17 protein-coding genes are annotated in these 17,858 nt (G+C 66.6%); 4 read left to right on the top strand and 13 right to left on the bottom strand.

What is annotated here, in order from left to right:
- Positions 1-297 precede the first annotated feature (297 nt).
- From KDG50_05085 to KDG50_05100, 4 genes are read right to left on the bottom strand one after another with little or no spacing between them, the layout of a single operon-like run.
- The gene (locus KDG50_05085) at positions 298-1,041 is read right to left on the bottom strand and encodes a M48 family metallopeptidase (GenBank protein ID MCB1864781.1); all 744 of its coding nucleotides are present in this window, start codon (positions 1,039-1,041) and stop codon (positions 298-300) included.
- Complete coding sequence (locus KDG50_05090; GenBank protein ID MCB1864782.1) at positions 1,038-2,045, bottom strand: DUF4340 domain-containing protein; 1,008 nt, start codon at positions 2,043-2,045, stop codon at positions 1,038-1,040. The genes KDG50_05085 and KDG50_05090 overlap by 4 nt, the downstream gene beginning before the upstream one ends.
- Positions 2,042-4,933 (bottom strand): Gldg family protein, encoded by a 2,892-nt coding sequence (locus KDG50_05095; protein ID MCB1864783.1) that lies wholly within the window; start codon positions 4,931-4,933, stop codon positions 2,042-2,044. The genes KDG50_05090 and KDG50_05095 overlap by 4 nt, the downstream gene beginning before the upstream one ends.
- The gene (locus KDG50_05100; GenBank protein ID MCB1864784.1) at positions 4,926-5,873 is read right to left on the bottom strand and encodes an ATP-binding cassette domain-containing protein; all 948 of its coding nucleotides are present in this window, start codon (positions 5,871-5,873) and stop codon (positions 4,926-4,928) included. The genes KDG50_05095 and KDG50_05100 overlap by 8 nt, the downstream gene beginning before the upstream one ends.
- 157 nt (positions 5,874-6,030) lie before the next feature.
- Here KDG50_05100 and KDG50_05105 point away from each other — a divergent pair, with 157 nt between their 5' ends.
- From KDG50_05105 to KDG50_05115, 3 genes are all read left to right on the top strand, one after another.
- Complete coding sequence (locus KDG50_05105) at positions 6,031-7,158, top strand: anthranilate phosphoribosyltransferase (protein MCB1864785.1); 1,128 nt, start codon at positions 6,031-6,033, stop codon at positions 7,156-7,158.
- Positions 7,158-7,469 carry a non-heme iron oxygenase ferredoxin subunit gene (locus tag KDG50_05110; protein ID MCB1864786.1) on the top strand — a complete coding sequence of 104 codons (312 nt, stop codon included), beginning with the start codon at positions 7,158-7,160 and terminating at the stop codon, positions 7,467-7,469. Before KDG50_05105 ends, KDG50_05110 begins: the two co-directional genes overlap by 1 nt.
- 63 nt (positions 7,470-7,532) lie before the next feature.
- Positions 7,533-8,309: a hypothetical protein gene (locus KDG50_05115; GenBank protein ID MCB1864787.1), complete on the top strand. Its 777-nt coding sequence runs from the start codon at positions 7,533-7,535 to the stop codon at positions 8,307-8,309.
- Between the two features lie 48 nt (positions 8,310-8,357).
- Here the strand turns inward: KDG50_05115 and KDG50_05120 are convergent, their stop codons facing one another.
- From KDG50_05120 to KDG50_05160, 9 genes are all read right to left on the bottom strand, one after another.
- Complete coding sequence (locus tag KDG50_05120) at positions 8,358-9,191, bottom strand: SPASM domain-containing protein (GenBank protein ID MCB1864788.1); 834 nt, start codon at positions 9,189-9,191, stop codon at positions 8,358-8,360.
- A gap of 88 nt (positions 9,192-9,279) precedes the next feature.
- A complete protein-coding gene (locus KDG50_05125) occupies positions 9,280-9,744 on the bottom strand; it encodes a low molecular weight phosphotyrosine protein phosphatase (protein ID MCB1864789.1) in 465 nt (154 codons plus the stop codon).
- Between the two features lie 29 nt (positions 9,745-9,773).
- The gene (gene kdsB / locus KDG50_05130) at positions 9,774-10,523 is read right to left on the bottom strand and encodes a 3-deoxy-manno-octulosonate cytidylyltransferase (protein MCB1864790.1); all 750 of its coding nucleotides are present in this window, start codon (positions 10,521-10,523) and stop codon (positions 9,774-9,776) included.
- A 46-nt stretch (positions 10,524-10,569) separates the two neighbouring features.
- Positions 10,570-10,752 carry a Trm112 family protein gene (locus KDG50_05135; protein ID MCB1864791.1) on the bottom strand — a complete coding sequence of 61 codons (183 nt, stop codon included), beginning with the start codon at positions 10,750-10,752 and terminating at the stop codon, positions 10,570-10,572.
- The gene (locus tag KDG50_05140; GenBank protein ID MCB1864792.1) at positions 10,745-11,725 is read right to left on the bottom strand and encodes a tetraacyldisaccharide 4'-kinase; all 981 of its coding nucleotides are present in this window, start codon (positions 11,723-11,725) and stop codon (positions 10,745-10,747) included. Before KDG50_05140 ends, KDG50_05135 begins: the two co-directional genes overlap by 8 nt.
- Positions 11,722-13,530 carry a lipid A export permease/ATP-binding protein MsbA gene (gene msbA / locus KDG50_05145; protein MCB1864793.1) on the bottom strand — a complete coding sequence of 603 codons (1,809 nt, stop codon included), beginning with the start codon at positions 13,528-13,530 and terminating at the stop codon, positions 11,722-11,724. Before msbA ends, KDG50_05140 begins: the two co-directional genes overlap by 4 nt.
- 13 nt (positions 13,531-13,543) lie before the next feature.
- Positions 13,544-13,966, bottom strand: coding sequence for a biopolymer transporter ExbD (locus tag KDG50_05150; protein MCB1864794.1), 423 nt, complete (start codon positions 13,964-13,966; stop codon positions 13,544-13,546).
- On the bottom strand, positions 13,963-14,592 hold the full coding sequence (locus KDG50_05155) for a MotA/TolQ/ExbB proton channel family protein (GenBank protein ID MCB1864795.1): 630 nt from the start codon (positions 14,590-14,592) through the stop codon (positions 13,963-13,965). The genes KDG50_05150 and KDG50_05155 overlap by 4 nt, the downstream gene beginning before the upstream one ends.
- An 87-nt stretch (positions 14,593-14,679) precedes the next feature.
- Positions 14,680-17,109 carry a DNA internalization-related competence protein ComEC/Rec2 gene (locus tag KDG50_05160; protein MCB1864796.1) on the bottom strand — a complete coding sequence of 810 codons (2,430 nt, stop codon included), beginning with the start codon at positions 17,107-17,109 and terminating at the stop codon, positions 14,680-14,682.
- A gap of 98 nt (positions 17,110-17,207) precedes the next feature.
- Between KDG50_05160 and KDG50_05165 the strand changes: the two genes are divergently transcribed.
- Positions 17,208-17,747, top strand: a complete 540-nt coding sequence (locus KDG50_05165; protein ID MCB1864797.1) for a DUF2062 domain-containing protein — start codon at positions 17,208-17,210, stop codon at positions 17,745-17,747.
- The last annotated feature ends 111 nt before the right edge of the window (positions 17,748-17,858 follow it).

The following is a 17,858-nucleotide window of genomic DNA, read 5'->3' on the forward strand; positions in this document are numbered from 1 at the left end:
CCAGCCGATGGACGGAGACCGGGTCACCCGCTGCGCGTGCGCCCCGGCGCGTCATCGGCAACGTTGAGGCTGTCGGAAAACCCCGGTACTGGTAAAGTATAAGGGGTCAGAGCCCTTTTTAGCTTGCTCACGCCCTCCGCGCCTCTGCGGTTCAATCTAAACCCCGACCGGTGCGCGGTGCGCACCCTACGACTGCGTCCTCCGCGCCTCTGAGGTTCAATAGCTGAACAGGCGCCCGCACGTTCGTCCGGTCGACTCTTTCCGTCCCATGCCCTCCGCACTCTAAGCCGGCCACGGTCACACCCAGCCCGGCACCATCGCCCAGCCACGGCGCAGACTGCGGTCGAGCCGGCGCGCGTTTGGCACGATGGCTTCAAGTCGCGCCCAGAATCTTGCCGAGTGGTTCATCTCGCGCGTGTGCACGAGCTCATGCGCCAGCACGTAGTCGAGCTGCGGGGGCGATACGAACAGCAGCTTGCCGTTCAAGCTGATCGCGCCGCGTGAGTTACAGCTGCCCCAGCGAGCGCGCTGCGTACGGATCTTCAGCGTGGAAAATACGAGTCCGGTTTTGCGGCTCAACGCGTCCAGTGCGGGCCGCATTGCCGCCTCGGCGTGACGCAGCAGCCAGCGCCGCAGCGCCGCGTGGCAGGCTGCGACGTCGTCGATCGCCCCGCTGACGACGACTTCGCCATCAGCACCGCCCACGGCACGCACAGTGCTCGCGGCCGTCCGGCGATAACGGATCGTCCAGCGCTCATTAAGCGCAGGAAGATTCAGCTCGCCGGGCAACGTGTCGCGCTCTCGCTCGACGCGCCTGACCTCGGCGCCGAACCGCGCATGCTGCGCGGCGACCCAGTCGCGACTCTGCTCCACGAACTGCTGGCCGCGTTTCGCACTCACGCGCGTGGGCAGCACCAGGGTCAGCCCCTCGCCGGGGCGGTAATACAGGCGCATGCGCCGCGCGCGCGCCGAACGGCGCACGGCGTACGCGACCGACTCGCCGTGCGCGAGGGTCAGCCGCTGTGGGGCCGTCCCGCTCAATGACCCGCAGCGTCGCCCGGGGGAACGGACGCCGGATCGGTCGGCCCGCCGGCCGGAGCTTCAACACCCGGCGCGGAACTGATCGTGAGTTTCGGGCGATCGGCCTTCGCAAGTGGTTCGACGTTGTATTCCCCGAGCGTGAACACGTACGGCAGATCGTCGCGGATCAGCACGAACTCGCGCGATTCACCGCCCGCTGGCCAGAGCCGATAGACCAGCGGCGCACCGGACTTGCGTGTGACGGTCATCGTCAGTGCCGGTCCGCCGCGCTCGGTCGCCAGCGCATCCGCGCCACCGCTGACGTCGAGAAAGTTCAGGCCCGCAACCCGGCGCACCAGATCGGCCGCGGCATCCCCATCGGTCTGCTGACCCTCCACGAGCCCGGTCAGGCGCCAGGCTTCACCATCGCGCTTGAGATCGACGCCGTCGATCTTGAGCCGCGTGATGTCATCGGCCGACAGATGCAGGGCCGTGCGATCGCTCCAGTCCACCGCCTTCGCCGCCGCCTGGTAGTGCGCGAACGACACCTCGTAGACAAGATCGCTGCCCGGTACGCGCGCATAACTGCGCTTGAGGCCCGGGGAATCGCCGAGCAACAGCATGGCAACCGGCTGACCGCCGGCCTCCAGCCGGATGCGGCGCTCATAGTCCGCGTCGGCAAGTTTCAGACGCCGGTGTGCGGCGGCTGTGTTGGTGACCGGATGCCCGCCCTTCAGCTTCGCGAGGTCACTGAGCAGGGTTTGTACCCGATCCGCCGATGCGCGAAAACCAAACCACTGCGGCACACGCCACGTGTCGCCCTTGCGTTCCAGCACCGCGGTCGCCGCCGACGCGCCGCCGGCGTCGATCACGATGCGATCGATTGCCGCGGGATCGAAGTTCAGCAGCGCCGCGGTGGCCGATCCGGCTTCATCACCGCTCTGACGCTGGATCAACCACAGCGCCGCGAACATCTGGGCGGCGAGCAGAATCACCAGCAACAGCGAGCGGACGGCGGCGTTCATCGGGCGATCTCCAGCACGGCGGCGTGGAAGCGTCGGCGTCGCCCGCGTGCACCGCGCACGCCGAGCCAGACGAGCGCCAGACCCAGCAGCGCGACGAGGTAGTTGCCGTACTCCCAGGCCATCTGCGCGTCGCGGCCGACCGGATCAAGCAAGCGCGAAAACTGCGCGCGACCGCGCAGCGCGAGCAGCGAGCGATCTTCCAGCGACCAGTCGATGATGTTCTCGATCAGGTTCACAGGCTTCAGATAACGCGTGCCGGTGGCCTGCGCGGCGAGATCGAGCGCGGTGTCACCGAGCATGCTGCCGGAACCGATCAGCACCAGCCGCGCGGCCGAGGACGACTGCCCGATCACGCCATCGAAACGCGCCGCCGGCTTTTTCGTTTCTTCGCCAGCCGCATCGCCCGATTCAGGGTTCGCGGGCGCGTCGGCCAGCGGCGAACGCTTGTCGGCCCAGGCGGAATCGAAACGCCCCTCGACCATGACCGCCAGCAATGGGCTCGCGCGCGGCTCGCCGCGCGGAAAGCCGGTGTCCGGATACTTCTGGAAGTCCGGCTGCACATCGGGCGTGTTGACGACGCCGGAATTCGCGGACGCGTGCACCAGCGTCGTCACGGTGCGTTCGGCATTGGCCGTGGCAATGACTTCGATCGGTACCACCCAGTTGAGCGTCAACTGACCGAGGTCCGCAGTGATCGGCGATGCGGAATTCAGGCCCGCCTCGCGCACGTCCGGAAAGAACGGATACGGCAGTTCGCGAATCTCGTGCACGACGAATCCGCCGAGATTGCGCTCGACCGGAATCGGAAACGGCGCGTTCTGCGGGTCGACGACCAGCCCCGTTTCAAGTGCGAGGCCTTGATGCTTCAACCAGTCTTCCAGCCCGGTGGGTCGCGCGTTCGCCGAGATCGAACGCTCGAGATCCACGGCAAACGGCGTTGCCGCGATGACCACCGTGCCACCGCGCATCAGGAACTGGTCGATCGCGTAGACGGCCGTCTCGCCAAGCCTTGCCGGATCAACGACCAGCAACAAATCGGCCACCTCGGGCACCTGTCCCGCCGCGAGGTCCACGGGTACAAGCGCCGCGTTCTCGCGCAGCGCGTCTTCCAACAGGGTGAACCGCGGACCGCTGCTCATGTCTGGAAGGCCGAGCGCGTCGAGGTCGGCCGCCGCCGGCGTCGACAATGCCACGGTGCGCAGCAGACCCGGCGCCATGCGCTTCAGCGCGGACTCCAACGCCTTGCGCAGCGGCTCACGCTCCAGCGTTTCCGGCAACACCACGGGCACACTCTGCTTGCCTGATTCCGCGACGAGATAAAACCAGAACTCGTTCGGATCGAGCAGGCTCAGCGCGATCGGACGAAAGCCGTAGACTTCCGTGAGTTCCTTGCGCAGGGTTTCATCGCCGGTCGGGTCGAGCCATTCGACATCGAGCTTGCCCTGCGATTCCTTCGCCAGATCCTTTGTGATCGATTCCAGATCCGCTCGCACCGCACGCAGCGATTCGGGCAGGGATTGCGTATCCGAAACGAACGCACGCAGACGCGCACCGCCGGACAGCTGGGCCCACAGGTCGCCGGCGCCGCGATAGCCGTGCAGCACTTTCTTGATCGCGCGCGTGAGGTCGTATTCGGGATTGCGCAGTCGCACGTCCAGGTCGGTTTCACCGCGCAGCTTGATCTCGATGAGGTCGCGATAACCGAGTCGTTCGTACTGATCGCCGTACTGCACGACCAGATCGAAATACGAGTTGACCACCGCCGCCTGATATTTGCTTGCGGTCTGAAACGCCACCGGTCGCACGCCAAAGCGTTCACCGGCCTCGCGTTCGGCGTCCGGATCATCAGCGGGATCGATGAATTCGACCCGCACGCGACCGGCTTCGGCGGCGGCATACTCGGACACCAGATCGCGCAACTGCGGCACCAGCGGCGCGAGCAGCGGATGGGTCTGCGCGCTGAAATAGCCGCGCAGCACCAGCGGTTCGTCGAGGTCGGCCAGGACGCCACGTGTTGCGGACGACAGTGTGTAGATGCCCCCGGAAGTCAGGTCCACACGCGGCAGGCCCGCATGCGCGACCCAGGCATTCAGCGCGAGGAAGTTCGCAACCACGAGCACGGTCAGCGCCGTGCGTCCGCGGTGCGCGCATTTGCGTTCGCTGGCGCGTGACCAGCGCAGGCGTTCCAGCGCGTACACCGTCAGCGTCAGGAACACGCCGGTCAGGCTCAGGTAGTACGCGAGGTCGGCCGGGTCGATCACCCCGCGCGTGATGGAATCGAAGCGCGCGCCGGTGCCGGCGAGTCGCAGCCATTCGCCAAGCCGCTGACCGGCGAGCCCCGTGATGATCTCGGCGCCCACCAGCCATAGCAGACCGCAGACCAGCACAGTGCCGATGAGCGCGACGATCTGGTTGTCGGTGCGCGCGGACACCCACAGCCCCACCGCGATGTAGGCGGCGGCCAAAAGCAGTGATGCGAGGTAACCGCCCGCGACCGGGCCGGAATCGAGCGGACCGAGCTGCGCGACGGTGATCGGCAGCGGCAGTGTCAACAACAGCGCAACCGCCACCAGCGCAAGCGCCGCGAAGAACTTGCCCAGCACCAGTCGCGTGCTTGTGACCGGCGCGCTCTGCAGCAGTTCGAGTGTGCCGGCGCGTCGCTCTTCTGACCATGCACGCATGGTCAGCGCGGCGACCAGAAAGATCAGCAGCCGCGGCAGCCATTCGAACAGCGGTCGGGTATCGGCGATGTTGCGCGCAAAGAACGCCTCGACCCAGAAGAACACGAACAGCACGGCGGCGAGGAACGCGCCGAGAAACAGATAGCCGACCGGGCTTGCGAAGAACGCCGCGAATTCGCGTGCGGCGACACGGGCGATCTCACGCATGACCGGCAGCCTTCCGCGCAGCGGTTTCGTGCAGTTCGCGAAACACCGTTTCGAGATCGGCACCACCGGGATTCAGGCGATAAAGCTTCAGGCCCGCCAACTGCACCGCCTGTGCGATCGCCGCCGCGCCGGCCAGACCATCGGTCACGCGCACCGTGTAGACATGGGTCTGCGTGCTGCCTGACCGATGCACGACCTCGCTCACGCCGTCGACGCCCCGCAGCGTCGGCAGCGCCCAATCCGGCGCGGCATCCAGCTCCACGACGATGCTGCCCGTGCCGGCACCGAGTTCAGTCAACTTGCGATCCAGCGCCAGCCGGCCGGCACGCAGCACCAGCACGCGATCGCACACGGCTTCGACTTCCTGGAGGATGTGCGTCGACAGGATCACCGTCGCGCTCTGCGCCAGTTCGCGGATCAGCGCACGCATCTGGTGGATCTGGGTCGGATCGAGGCCGTTCGTCGGCTCGTCGAGAATCACGATCTGCGGGCGATGCAGCAGGGCCTGCGCTACGCCCACGCGCTGGCGATAGCCGCGCGAGAGTGTGCCGATGGTCTGTGTCGCGCGATCCACGAGCCAGGTGCGACGCATCGCAGCGCCGATTGCCGCCGCGCGCTCGTTTGCCGGCATGCCATGCAGGCCCGCCTGATAATCGAGAAAGTCGATGACCGTCATTTCCGGGTACAGCGGGCAGTTCTCGGGCAGATAACCGATCAGCCGCTGCGTGGCGCGCCGGTCGCGCTCTGGATCGAGGCCGTTGATGCCGATCGAGCCGCTGTCCGGTTCGAGGCTCCCGGTCAGCATCTTCATGATGGTCGTCTTGCCCGCACCATTGTGGCCGAGCAGACCGACGACCTCGCCGACGCCAATGCTGAAACTCACATCGTCCACGGCGCGCTGCGCGCCGTAGCTGCGTACCAGTCCGGTTACTTCAATCATGTCCACTTGCCGTTGCGCCCGGCGTGCGCCGTGGCCCCGTTCAAACAATCGCGTCCGACCGCTCCGCACCGCCGCGGGTTCCGGGCGAATCGGGAATTCGCGCGCCGGTATAATGCCCGCCCCGCCGGATTTCAACATTGACCGAGGTCCCCCACGCATGAATGCCCCCGCCAACGCGATCCCGGACGACCCGGTCATCGCCATGCGCTCGGTGATCCAGCGCATCGCGACCGGTCCCGAACTGTCGAAGGACATTTCGTATGACGAGGCGCGCCACGCCATGTCGCTGGTGCTCGACGGTCGTGCCGACCCGGTGCAGGCGGCGATCTTCCTGATCGCTCTGCGCATGAAGCGCGAGACCGACGACGAGAACCGCGGCGTGCTGCAGGGCATCATCGACCACACCGAGCGCGTCACCGCGCCCGTGGACGTGGTCGTGGACCTCGCCGACCCCTATGACGGCTACACCCGCTCGCTGCCGGTGTCGGCCTTCCTGCCGGCCACGCTGGCGGCCTGCGGTGTCGCGGCGGTCTGCCATGGGGTCGAGACCGTCGGCCCGAAATACGGCGTGACCTTCAAGCAGGTGCTGCGCGCAGCCGGAAAGCCGGTCGATCTCGCGCCGACCGAGGCCGCCGCCCGGCTGGCGGACGGCGCGCCGGGCTGGACGTATATCGACCAGGGCGCGTTCTGCCCGCCGCTGCACGCGCTGATCGATCTGCGTACGAAGATCGTCAAGCGCCCGGCCATCACCACGGTCGAGGTCCTCGCCAAACCCATCACCGGCCGGCGCGCGACGCATCTCGTCACCGGCTACGTGCACAAGCCCTACCCGCGCATCTACGCGATGCTCGCGCGGCACGCCGGCTTCGACGGCCTGCTGCTCGTGCGCGGCACCGAGGGCGGTGTAATCCCCTCGTTGCGCCAGAGTGGCAAGGCCTGGAACTACCACAATGGCGGCGAGGAACAGGCGTCCGACTTCAAGCCGGAGGACTTCGGCATCGAGCAGGAACTGCGCGTCGTGCCGATCCCGGACGACCTGCCGGGCGCGACCCGCGTCGGCGACGAGATTGCGATCACCGCCAGTGCCGAGGCCATCGCGAAAGTCACGGTCGAGACCGGCCGCGCGGCGCTCTCGGGCCAGGCCGGACCGGCGCGCGATGCGCTCGTTGCCGCCGGCGCCCTCGTATTGCAGCACCTCGGCCGGGCGGATTCCCTGCGTGCGGCGGCCGACCAGATTCGCGCGGTGCTCGACGACGGTCGCGCGCTGGCGCGGTTCGACGCCTGATGGCGCGCGAAGTCCGGCTCGCGGCCGCGGCGCAGATCGCGCCGGGCAAGATGCAACGGTTCGACGGCGACGGTTACCGGCTGGTCATCGCGAATGTCGATGGCCGGTTTCATGCCGCTGACGATCGCTGCACGCACGAGGAGGCATCGCTGGCGACCGGCAATCTGCACGGCTGCCTACTGAAGTGTCCGCTGCACGGCAGCCGCTTCGATCTGCGCGACGGCCGCGTCCTGGACGACCCTGCCGAGGAAGACCTGCGCATCTACCCGTGCCGCTCCGATGGCGATGACGTCATCGTCGAACTCGATTGAAGCGACGCATCAATCACGCCCGGCGCCTTGAAAACCCAGGCGCATGACCCGGAGAAAAGAACCATGAAACTCTGGATGAAGATCATCCTCGGCATCGTCGCGGCGATTGCGATCCTGATCGGGGTCATCTTCTACGCGACCAGTGGCATCACCGAGCGCGCCGACCAGTTTTTCGCCGCGGTGAAGACCGGCGACATCCACAAGGCCCACGGGTTTCTGTCCGAGGCATTCAAAAAGACGACGGATGAGGCCGCGCTGGAGCGTTACCTGCGCGCCAACGCGCTGACGGACTTTGCCGAGGCGAACTGGGGCCAGCGTGAAGTCAACCTGAACGGCGGCGGACTTAGCGGCTCGATCAAGACCACCTCGGGCGGCACGGTGCCGATCCAGCTGAAATTCGTGAAGGAAAACGGCGACTGGAAGATCTATTCCCTGATGCAGCCGGCCGCAGGTCTACAGACCAATGCCAAGGCCCCGGCACCGCCGGACGAAGGCGGCCAGGTCGCGCTCGTGCGCCAGTCCATTCACGACTTCTTCGTCTCGGTCAGCCAGAAGGACATGACGCATTTCCGCTCGACCGTCTCGCAACTGTGGCAGGGCCAGCACGACGTGGCGTTTCTGAACGACGCCTTCGAATCGTTCTTCCCGATCGAGGCCAACTGGGCCGTGCTGGACAACAAATCACCGATCTTCGCGCAGGCCGGCAGCGTCAACGAAAACGGCGTACTGACTATATCCGGCCACTACGACACCTCGCCGGCCAAGGTCTACTTCGAACAGGAGTACATCTACGAAGGCCTGTCCTGGAAGTTGCTGGCGTTCAACATCCAGGTGAAATAGACCCAAACCACCGCGCTGGCCACCACCCAGCCAATAGCAGGATTCCCATCATTTCTCGTCCGGATTTCGGCGTTGAATGCTGAACGCGGACTTTACGGCATCCAGATTTGAACGGCGTCTGGGCATGACCGAGAGCGGATAAAACACCGGCGACGCCCGCCCGGAATGCGAACAACTCTCGCATAGCGCGAGGCCTCGCCGTCCGTTAGCGCTGAGGGTCTCCCGGTACCTCTGGAATTTTTCGTTCCGCCAGATATGTTCCAGCCGGTCTGCATGGACATCTCCCATTTCGACATCGGTATACAGGTCCGAGCAGCACAGGGCGACCTTGCCCTGCGCGTTGACCACCATCATCCTGAATGGCCGCATGCAGGTCGAGCCTGAGAACCGTAGGACGTCTTCATCGAACGACTGAGCCGGTTGTTTGACATTCCCAGCCTGATTGACGTTTGGGGCCGCGCGCCGATCCATCAAGGCGAGACGACCGTCATTGCTGAATCCCTGCATCTTCCGGAAAACATCCTGGTCATAGATGCTGACCCCGAGCGCGTCCAGGCCTTTTTGGCGCAGCTTTCCATAGATTTCGGCGGTAAGCAGATCACCGTTGGTCACCAGTGATATGAATGCTTTTGGAAGGCTTGCGCGAGTACGCTCGACGATGTCAAAAATCCGTTTGTCCAGAAGCGGCTCGTTGATAAAAAACCAAGACACCCTTCCGTCGTACCCAAGTTCTTTCAGGTTCTGGATGATGAGCTCGATCGTCTCCATGGACATGCGTGCGTGCTCGGCGTCCTGGCGCTCCTGCCCAAATTTGCAGAACCAGCATGTGCGGTTGCAGTGGTTATGGGTCTCGATCAGTATCACTTTGAACAGATCTGTCACGCGCGACCCCGATTGTGCAGACGGGCTTTGCGGTCAGCGCCCGTTTACGATCAAATCTCGGCGCGCGCTGCGCACCCTGCCGCTATCCTCACCGGCCGTTGAGCCGCGGAAAGCTGGCGCGCAGATAGGCAAGCAGGCCCTCGGACGCGGCCTCCACCATATCGAAGACCTTTTCGAAACCCTGCGGGCCACCGTAATACGGATCGGGCACTTCGCGGGTCTTGAACTGCGGTGCGAAGTCCATGAACAGATGCAGCGCATTCACGCGTGCATCCGGACACTTGCGCGCGAGGTTCATGTAGTTGTCCTGATCCATTGCGACGACGAGATCAAAGCGTTCGAAATCCTCCTCGGCCACGCGACGGGCGCGCAGGTCCGAGAGGTCCAGGCCGCGCGCGACGGCGGTCGACTGGCTGCGTGCATCCGGCGGCTCGCCCTCGTGCCAGGCATGCGTGCCGGCCGAATCGATGACGATGCGATCGCCCAGTCCCTCGCGTTCGACCAGTGCGCGAAACACGCCCTCGGCCGTCGGCGAACGACAGATGTTGCCCATGCACACGAACAGCACATGCAGCGGTTCGGTCACGGCGCCGGCTCCAGCAGCGCGCGCACGCGTTCGAGATCGGCCGGGGTATCCACCCCAGTACCGGGTGCCGACAGCGCGCGGGCCATGGCGATGCGCCGGCCGTTGTACAGAAAGCGCAGCTGTTCGAGTTTCTCGGCGAGTTCGATCGGCGCGGGCGGCCAGGTCACGAAATCGCGAATCGCCCCGGCGCGATACGCATACACGCCAAGGTGGCGTTTCGGCTCCGGCCCCCTGCCCTCACCATCGCGATCGAACGGGATCGATGCACGCGAAAAGTACAGGGCGCAGTCTTCGGCATCGGTCACGACCTTGACGACCGCGGGATCCGCAAGTTCGTGCGCGGAATCGATCGCCACATACAGGCTCGCGACCGCGCAGTCCGCGCATGCGGCCAGCCGCTCGGCCACCTGGCCGGCGAGTTCCGGCGGCAGCAGCGGTTCGTCGCCCTGCCAGTTCACGACGATCTCCGAATCGTCCAGCGCGCGACGGTTGATGACCTCCGCGAGGCGATCGGTGCCCGAGGCATGATCGGCAGAGGTCATCTCGACGTCCGCTCCGAATCCACGCGCGGCATCGACAATGCGATCGTCATCGGTCGCAATGATGACCGCCTTTGCGCCGGCACCCAGCGCGCGCCGCCAGACGTGCTCGACCAGCGGCCTGCCGGCGATTGGCAGCAGGGGTTTGCCCGGCAGGCGACTGGCCGCGAACCGGGTGGGAATGACGATGGTGAATCCGCAACTCATGGGTGCTCGCCCGCGTGCCCCATGGAGCACGACGCGTGCGGAAAGCTCAGTCGGCGTACTCGTCGTTGCCGAGCGCGCGTGCCTCGTCGTCGATCATGACCGGGAAACCGTCGCGGATCGGATACGCGAGCCGGCAGCCCTTGCAGACGAGTTCCTGCGCATCGCGCGCATAGATCAGGCTGCCCTTGCAGATCGGACAGACGAGGATGTCGAGCAGGGCTTTATCCATGGAGCAGTCGTTCGAGGTGGTGGTCGATTGCGACGCGAAGTTTCTCGTCTGGCTCGGCGTCCACGGCCAGATACCAGGCCGGCACAGGCGCCAGACCGCGGCATTTTATCGCATCCTTCCCGGTCATCAGGACCGGCAGCCCGTCGCCGAACGAAAGATCCGCTGCAGTGAAGCGATGATGATCGGGAAACGCATGCTCGACAGGCTCGCATCCGAGTTCGCGCAGGGTGGTGAAGAACCTCGCGGGATCGCCAATACCCGCGACTGCGTGCACACGCTGGCCGGCGAATGCCGCGGTCGCAAGCCGCTCGCCGCTGTCCACGTTGACGAACTCGCGCGGCACGAGCACGAACCCGCCGGCACCGGCCGGCGGTGTGCCGTTCCACGCCAGCACAGCGGCGCGGTCGGCACGCGAGCGCGGTTCGCGCAGCGGTCCGACCGGCAGAATCCAGCCGTTGCCGAACCCGCGCCGGCCGCTGACGACGACGATCTCGAGGTCTCGCGCGAGGCCCGGATACTGCAAACCGTCGTCGCAGACCAGCACATCGACGGCAGCGCGTTCAACGAGATCGCGCGCCGCGGCGCCGCGATCCGGCCCGGCCGCGACGGGATAATCACCGCCTCCGGCCAGCAGCACGGCCTCGTCACCGACCTCGCGCGGGTCACCGGCGGCACTCACCCGCTGCGGCCAGCTCGCGGCCCGACCGCGATAGCCGCGACATAGCACCCCGGGCCGCAGGCCCCGTTCGACGAGATGACGAGCGAGCCAGATCACCAGCGGCGTCTTGCCGGTGCCACCGACCGTGATGTTGCCGACGATGATGCTCGGGACCGGTGGGCGATAAATCCTGCGCAGGCCGATTCGGTAGGCCAAGGCACGCAGCGCGCCGGCACCGCGGTACAGCCAGCTCAGCGGTGCCAGCGGCCAGAGCGGGGCCGACGGGCCGTACCAGAGCCGATCGATCGTGCTCAAGAGGCCGCGGGAGCGGCATCGCCCGGTGCGGCGAGAAACTGCTGGCGATGCAGCTCGGCGTAGATGCCGTTGTGCGCGAGCAGATCGCCATGTTTGCCCTGCTCGACGATGCGGCCGTCCTGCATGACGACGATGCGGTCGGCACGTTCGATCGTGCTCAGCCGATGGGCAATCACCAGCGTCGTGCGGCCGTGCATGAGGGTTTCGAGTGCGCTCTGGATCTTGCGTTCCGATTCGCTGTCGAGCGCCGAAGTCGCCTCATCGAGGATCAGGATCGGTGCATCGCGCAACAACGCCCGCGCGATCGCGATGCGCTGGCGCTGACCGCCGGAAAGCAGCACGCCATGCTCGCCGACCGGTGTTTCGAAACCCTGCGGCATGCGCTCGATGAAATCCAGCGCGTTCGCGGCGGCCGCAGTCTTGCGCAGGGTCTCGCGGTCGATCTCACGCTGACAGCCATAAGCGATGTTGCGTGCGATGCTGTCGTTGAACAGCGTGACATGCTGACCGACGACGGCGATCTGCCGGCGCAGCGCGGCCAGCGAAAGCTCGCGAATATCCGTGCCGTCGATGCGGATCGCACCTTCGCTTGCGTCGTAGAAGCGCGGCAGCAGGTTCACGAGTGTGGTCTTGCCGCTGCCGGAGCGCCCGACGATCGCGACCGTCTTGCCGGCCGCGATGTCCAGATCGATCCCCCGCAGCGTCCAGTCCTGGCTCTGCGAATAGCGGTGCGAAACCCCGGCGAATTCGATGCGCCCGTCCGCGCGCGCGATGTTCTGACCGCCGGTGTCCGCCTCGGGCGGCTGATCGAGAAACGCAAAGATCGACTGGCCCGCTGCAATTCCACGCTGGATTGCCGTATTCACGGCCGTCAGGCGTTTGATCGGCGAGAGCAACAGCGCCATCGCCGCGACGAACGAAGTGAAGTCGCCCGGGCTTATCGCCGAAGTCATGACCTCGTTGGTCGAAAGCGCGACGATCACGACCAGCGCCAGCACGGACATCAGCTGCACGACCGGCACCGCGACCGAATCGATCGCAATCAGGCGCATGTTCTGGTTCTGATTGCGCTCGTTGACCTCGCGAAACTGCCGGCGTTCATAGTCCTGGCCGCCGAAGGCCTTGACGACCTGATGACCCTCGATGACCTCGCGCAGCACATGCGTGATGTGTCCCATGGAACTCTGGATTCGCCGGCTGGCCTTGCGCAGCTTCTTGCTGACGAAGCGCACCGTGATCGCCATGAGCGGGCCGACGATGAAAAAGATCATCGCCAGACGCCAGTTCATGTAGAGCATCCAGCCGAGCAGCGCGAGGATCGTGATCGAGTCGCGAATCACCGTGGTGATCGAGCGCGTGGTCGCCTGCGCGACCTGCTCGACGTTGAAGGTCAGCTGCGACATCAGCACGCCGGAGGTGTTTTCGTCGTAGAACCGCGCCGGCAACACCAACAACTTGTCGAACATCAGGGTGCGGATGGTCGAGATGACCATGCGTCCGACCCAGCCGAGAAAATACTCCGAGATGAAGCCGCCGAACCCGCGCACCAGAAACACGCCCAGCATCCCGGCCAGTGTCAGGTAACTCATCGTGGCGTCACGGTGCACGAAGCTGCCGTCGACCAGCGGCTTGAGCAGGGCCGCGAACACCGCGTCGGTCAGCCCGTAGGCGATCATGCCGACGATGGCTATTGCAAACCGCCGCCAGTGCGGAACGGCAAACCGCAGCAGCCGTCGATAGACCTCAGGCCCCGGTATCTCTTTGGCAGCCGCCGCCAAGGCCGCGCTGACCTGCACGTCCGGCATCGTGCCCGGGTTCTTAGCCATCGCCTTCGGGGCGTTCGGCGGCGAACCGCAGGCGCGTGATGCCGGCCTGCTGCGCGGCATCGAGGAACCGGATCACGGCCTGATGCGGCGTGCGCGCATCGGCATTGATGACCACGGGCAATTCCGGATTGGCCTCATGCACGGTGCGCAGCGCCTGACGCAGGGTCTTGATGTTCGTGTCCACGACACGATCGCCGTTGATGAAGTATTCGCCTTCGGCCGAGATGCCGGCGTCGATGATCTGCTGCTCGTCAGGCCGCTCGGCGCTCGCCTCAGGCAGTTCGACCTTGAGGCGAACCTCCTGCTGGAAGGTCGTCGAGAGCATGAAGAACAGCAGCAGCAGGAACACCACGTCGATCAGCGGCGTGAGGTTCAGATCCACTTCCTCACGCCGTCGGTAGGGACGCAGGTTCATTTATCGCGCGCGACGATGCGTTCGCGGTCGCCGTGGATGACCTCGACCAGTTCCAGCGCGGCCTCTTCCATGCCGATCACCAGCGAGTCGACGCGTCCGCGCAGATAGCGCGAGAACATCAGCGCCGGAATCGCGACCGACAGCCCCGCGGCGGTCGTGATCAGCGCGACCGAAATGCCGCCGGCGAGTTGACCCGGATTGCCGATGCCCTGTTCGACGATCGTCGAGAACACCTTGATCATGCCGACCACGGTGCCGAGCAGGCCCAGCAGCGGGGCGATCGCGGCAATGGTGCCGAGCGTGTTCAGGAAGCGCTCGAGTTCATGCACGACCTGCCGGCCGACATCCTCGATCGCCTCTTTCATGACATGCCGCGGATGGCGCAGGTTCGCCAGCCCGGCGGCCAGCACCCGCCCCAGCGGCGAACCGTCGCGCAGCGCGCCAACACGCGCCTCGTTGAGCTTGCCGGCCTTGTACGCGGCCAGCACTTCGCCGACCAGGTTCGGCGGCAGTACGGCCTTGCGGCGCAGTGTCCACAGCCGCTCGATGACGATCGCCAGCGCGGCGAGCGAACACAGCAGAATCGGCACCATCAGCGAGCCGCCTGCCTTGATCAGTTCCAGCACGAGGTCGGGACTCCGATTGTCGGAAGATGGAAAGCGGGCCAATGATACTGGCAAAGCCGCGGGCTTGTCCGGAACGCGGGCCGCCGGTCACCGGGCCGGACGCCGCCAGAATCGCGGCGCTTCATTCCGATGGGCGCGGACCTCGATGCCACCGTCGGCGGCGATCTCCACGCGCAACGCGCCGGCATCGCCGGTCGAACGCACACGGCTGCCAGCGGCCTGCCAGCGTGCGACGATTTCCGGTCTCGGAAATCCCCAGCGGTTGCGATGTCCGGCCGGCACCAGCGCCCAGCGCGGGGCCGTGGCGGCGACAAACGCGCGGGTCGAGGAACTCGCGCTGCCATGGTGCGGCACCACGACCACGTCGGCGGCGATGCCTTCGCCCTGCCCGGCGACCAGCGCCCGCTCCACGTCGCGTTCGATGTCGCCGGTCAGCAGCACGACGCGGCCGGCCGCCTCGATCCGCAGCACACAGGAGGCGTTGTTGCCGCGCGCGGTCAGCGCCGGCGGCGGCCACAGAAATTCGAACCCGACACCATCGAGCGACCAGCGCTCGCCCTGCCGACAGCGCGGCCAGGCTTCGCCTTCGATCGACTCTCCCGCACGTAGCGCGACGGGCGGGAACGCCTGGCGAACCGCGCCCGCGCCGCCGCTGTGGTCGCGGTTGTCGTGGCTGACCACGAACCGGTCGACGCGCCGCACGCCCAGCAATTGCAGCGCCGGCACCACGACGCTCTCGCCGGCATCGAAGCCACCATCGCGCCGCGGCCCGGCATCGAAGACCAGGGTCGTCGTCGCCGTGCGGACGATCGCCGCGAGGCCCTGCCCGACATCCAGCAGATCCATGCGCAGGGCGCCGAAGGTCGGGGCGTGATCACGCGGCACGAACGCAGGCAGCAGCAGGACGACGGCGGCCAGTCGCGCCGGAACGCCACGTGGGGCTAGCAACCAGAACCCGCCGAGCAGGGCCATGGCACCGGCCAGCGGCCCGGGCGGCGCGAGCGGCATCCAGGCGGACGGCAGCGCGGCGAAGAACTCCAGCACGCCCCAGGTCCAGCCGAGCAGACCGTCGGCGGCATCCAGCAGCAATCCCGCGGCCGCCGGCCACACGGTCAAAAACGCGGTGCCGAGCAGGGCCAGCGGCACGACACCGAGCCCGACCACCGGCACGGCGAGCAGGTTCGCCGGCGGCCCGGCCAGCGATCCGCCGCCGAACCACATCGCGGTCAGCGGCAACATGCCCAGCGCGAGTGCAAACTGGATGCGCAGCGCCGTGCGCCAGCCGCGCGTCGGCCCGATGCGTGCCGAGACAACCCAGACGATCACCGCGACCGCGCCGAACGACAGCCAGAACCCGGCCGACAGCGGTGCGAACGGATCGACCGCCAGCGTTGCGAGCGCAGCGATCGCCAGCACCCGCGACGGGCGCACCACGCGAGCGGCCATCAGGGCGCCCATCCACACCGCGAGCATGACCAGCGCGCGCCGTGTCGGCAGCGCAAAGCCGGCCAGCGCCGCATATCCGAATCCCACGATCAGCGCCGCGCCGGCGGCCACCCGGCGCGCGGCGATGCGCTCGGCGGCACCGGGCGCGAGGCGCCAGACAAACGCCACGACGGCGAAGCCCAGCCCGCCGACCAGGCCGACATGCAGGCCGGAGATCGCCATCAGGTGGGCGGTACCGGTCGTCCGCAACACGTCCCACTGTTCATCAGTGATCGCGCCCCGCTCGCCGACCACGAGCGCGATCAGCACCCCGCCCAGGGACTGGCCGTCCAGCCGCCCGGCAAGCCGGTCCCGCACGTCCGCCCGCAGGCAGTCGAGACCGCAGCGCCACCACGGGAGCACCGCCAGCCGTTCGTTGCGTGCGCTGTCACGCACATAGCCGGTTCCCCCGATGCCATCGCGAAACAGCATGGCGGCATGGTCGTAGCCGCCCGGATTCGCGAGTCCGAACGGCTCGCGCAGGCGTACGACCAGCCGCCAGCGTTCGCCGGCCTGCGGCGCGGGCCAGTCAGCGTACACCCGCAGTCGAAGCCGCTCCGGAACACCGGCGGGACGGTCGGCGCCGGTTTCCAGATCGAAACGCGGGCCGAGCGCGCCGGCCTGAGGCAGACCACGTACGGTGCCGGTGATCTCGAGATCGGCGCCGACCAGCCCCGGGTCGAGCCGATCTTCCAGACGCGCGTGCGCGAACAGCGCGGTCCAGACGAACGCGGCCACGAACGCCGCGCCGATGCGGCCGCGACCACCGCGCCACAGGCCCGGCAGCACCAGACCGCCGGCGATGTACAGCACGCCCTTCGGCGGCAGGCTCGCGAGCAAAAAGCAGGCCGACGATCCGGCCACCGCCGCCAGCGCCGACGGCACGAGGGTGCGCCGTGGCGCGGGGCGGTCGGATTGGCGTCCGTGCAAGTGACGAGCGGGCATCTCACCATCGTCGGCGACCCTGGCTGTGCCGACAATCGCCAGACGCCGCTGATCGCTGTCCGCCTGTGCCCACGAAGACAGGGCCACGCGACCATTCCGCGGACTGTAATGCTGCGACGCAAGCAGATTGCGAACCCGGCTTGCTATGATCAGGACGGCTTCTGGGTCAGTTGCCAGTCCGTGCGATGTCCCGCAATTTTCTCAAACGCTATCAGCCCGATCCGAAGCGCTTCGCCGAGCATCGCTATTTGCGCATGCTCAGCGGCCGCCTGTCGGATGCGAATCTGTGGCACCTGAACCGCCGCTCGGTCGCCGGCGCGACCGCGTGGGGACTGTTCTGTGCGTTCATTCCGCTGCCGGCACAGATGCTCATCGCCGGCGCCGGGGCCGTGTGGCTGCGCGTGAATGTGTGGATTTCCGTCGCGATGGTCTGGGTCACCAACCCGATCACGATTCCGCCGATCTTCTATTTCGCCTACCGCATCGGCGCGTGGAGCCTCGGCCACGAGCCGCTGCACTTCGAGGAAGGTGAATCGGCGACGACGATCGTGGGCAAGATCTTCGCGGAGTGGGAGCCGTTCCTGCTTGGCTGTCTGATCTGCGGTCTGGTCTCGGCGCTGGTGGGGTATGTCAGCGTGCGGCTGCTGTGGCGCATGCACCTCGTATCACGCTGGCGTGCCCGGCGCGCACGCCGGGCGGCAGCGGCCAATCTAAACAAGGCCTGAGCGCGTCGCGCCGGACCGGCGCGCCAACAGGTTGTTGAAAAAAGCCCATCCATGGCTTTTTCAACGTCGCAACCGAAAAGCGTGGTTTTCGGTTGCTCACGAAAATCAAAC

The organism is Chromatiales bacterium (genome assembly GCA_020445605.1).
Classification (GTDB): domain Bacteria; phylum Pseudomonadota; class Gammaproteobacteria; order JAGRGH01; family JAGRGH01; genus JAGRGH01.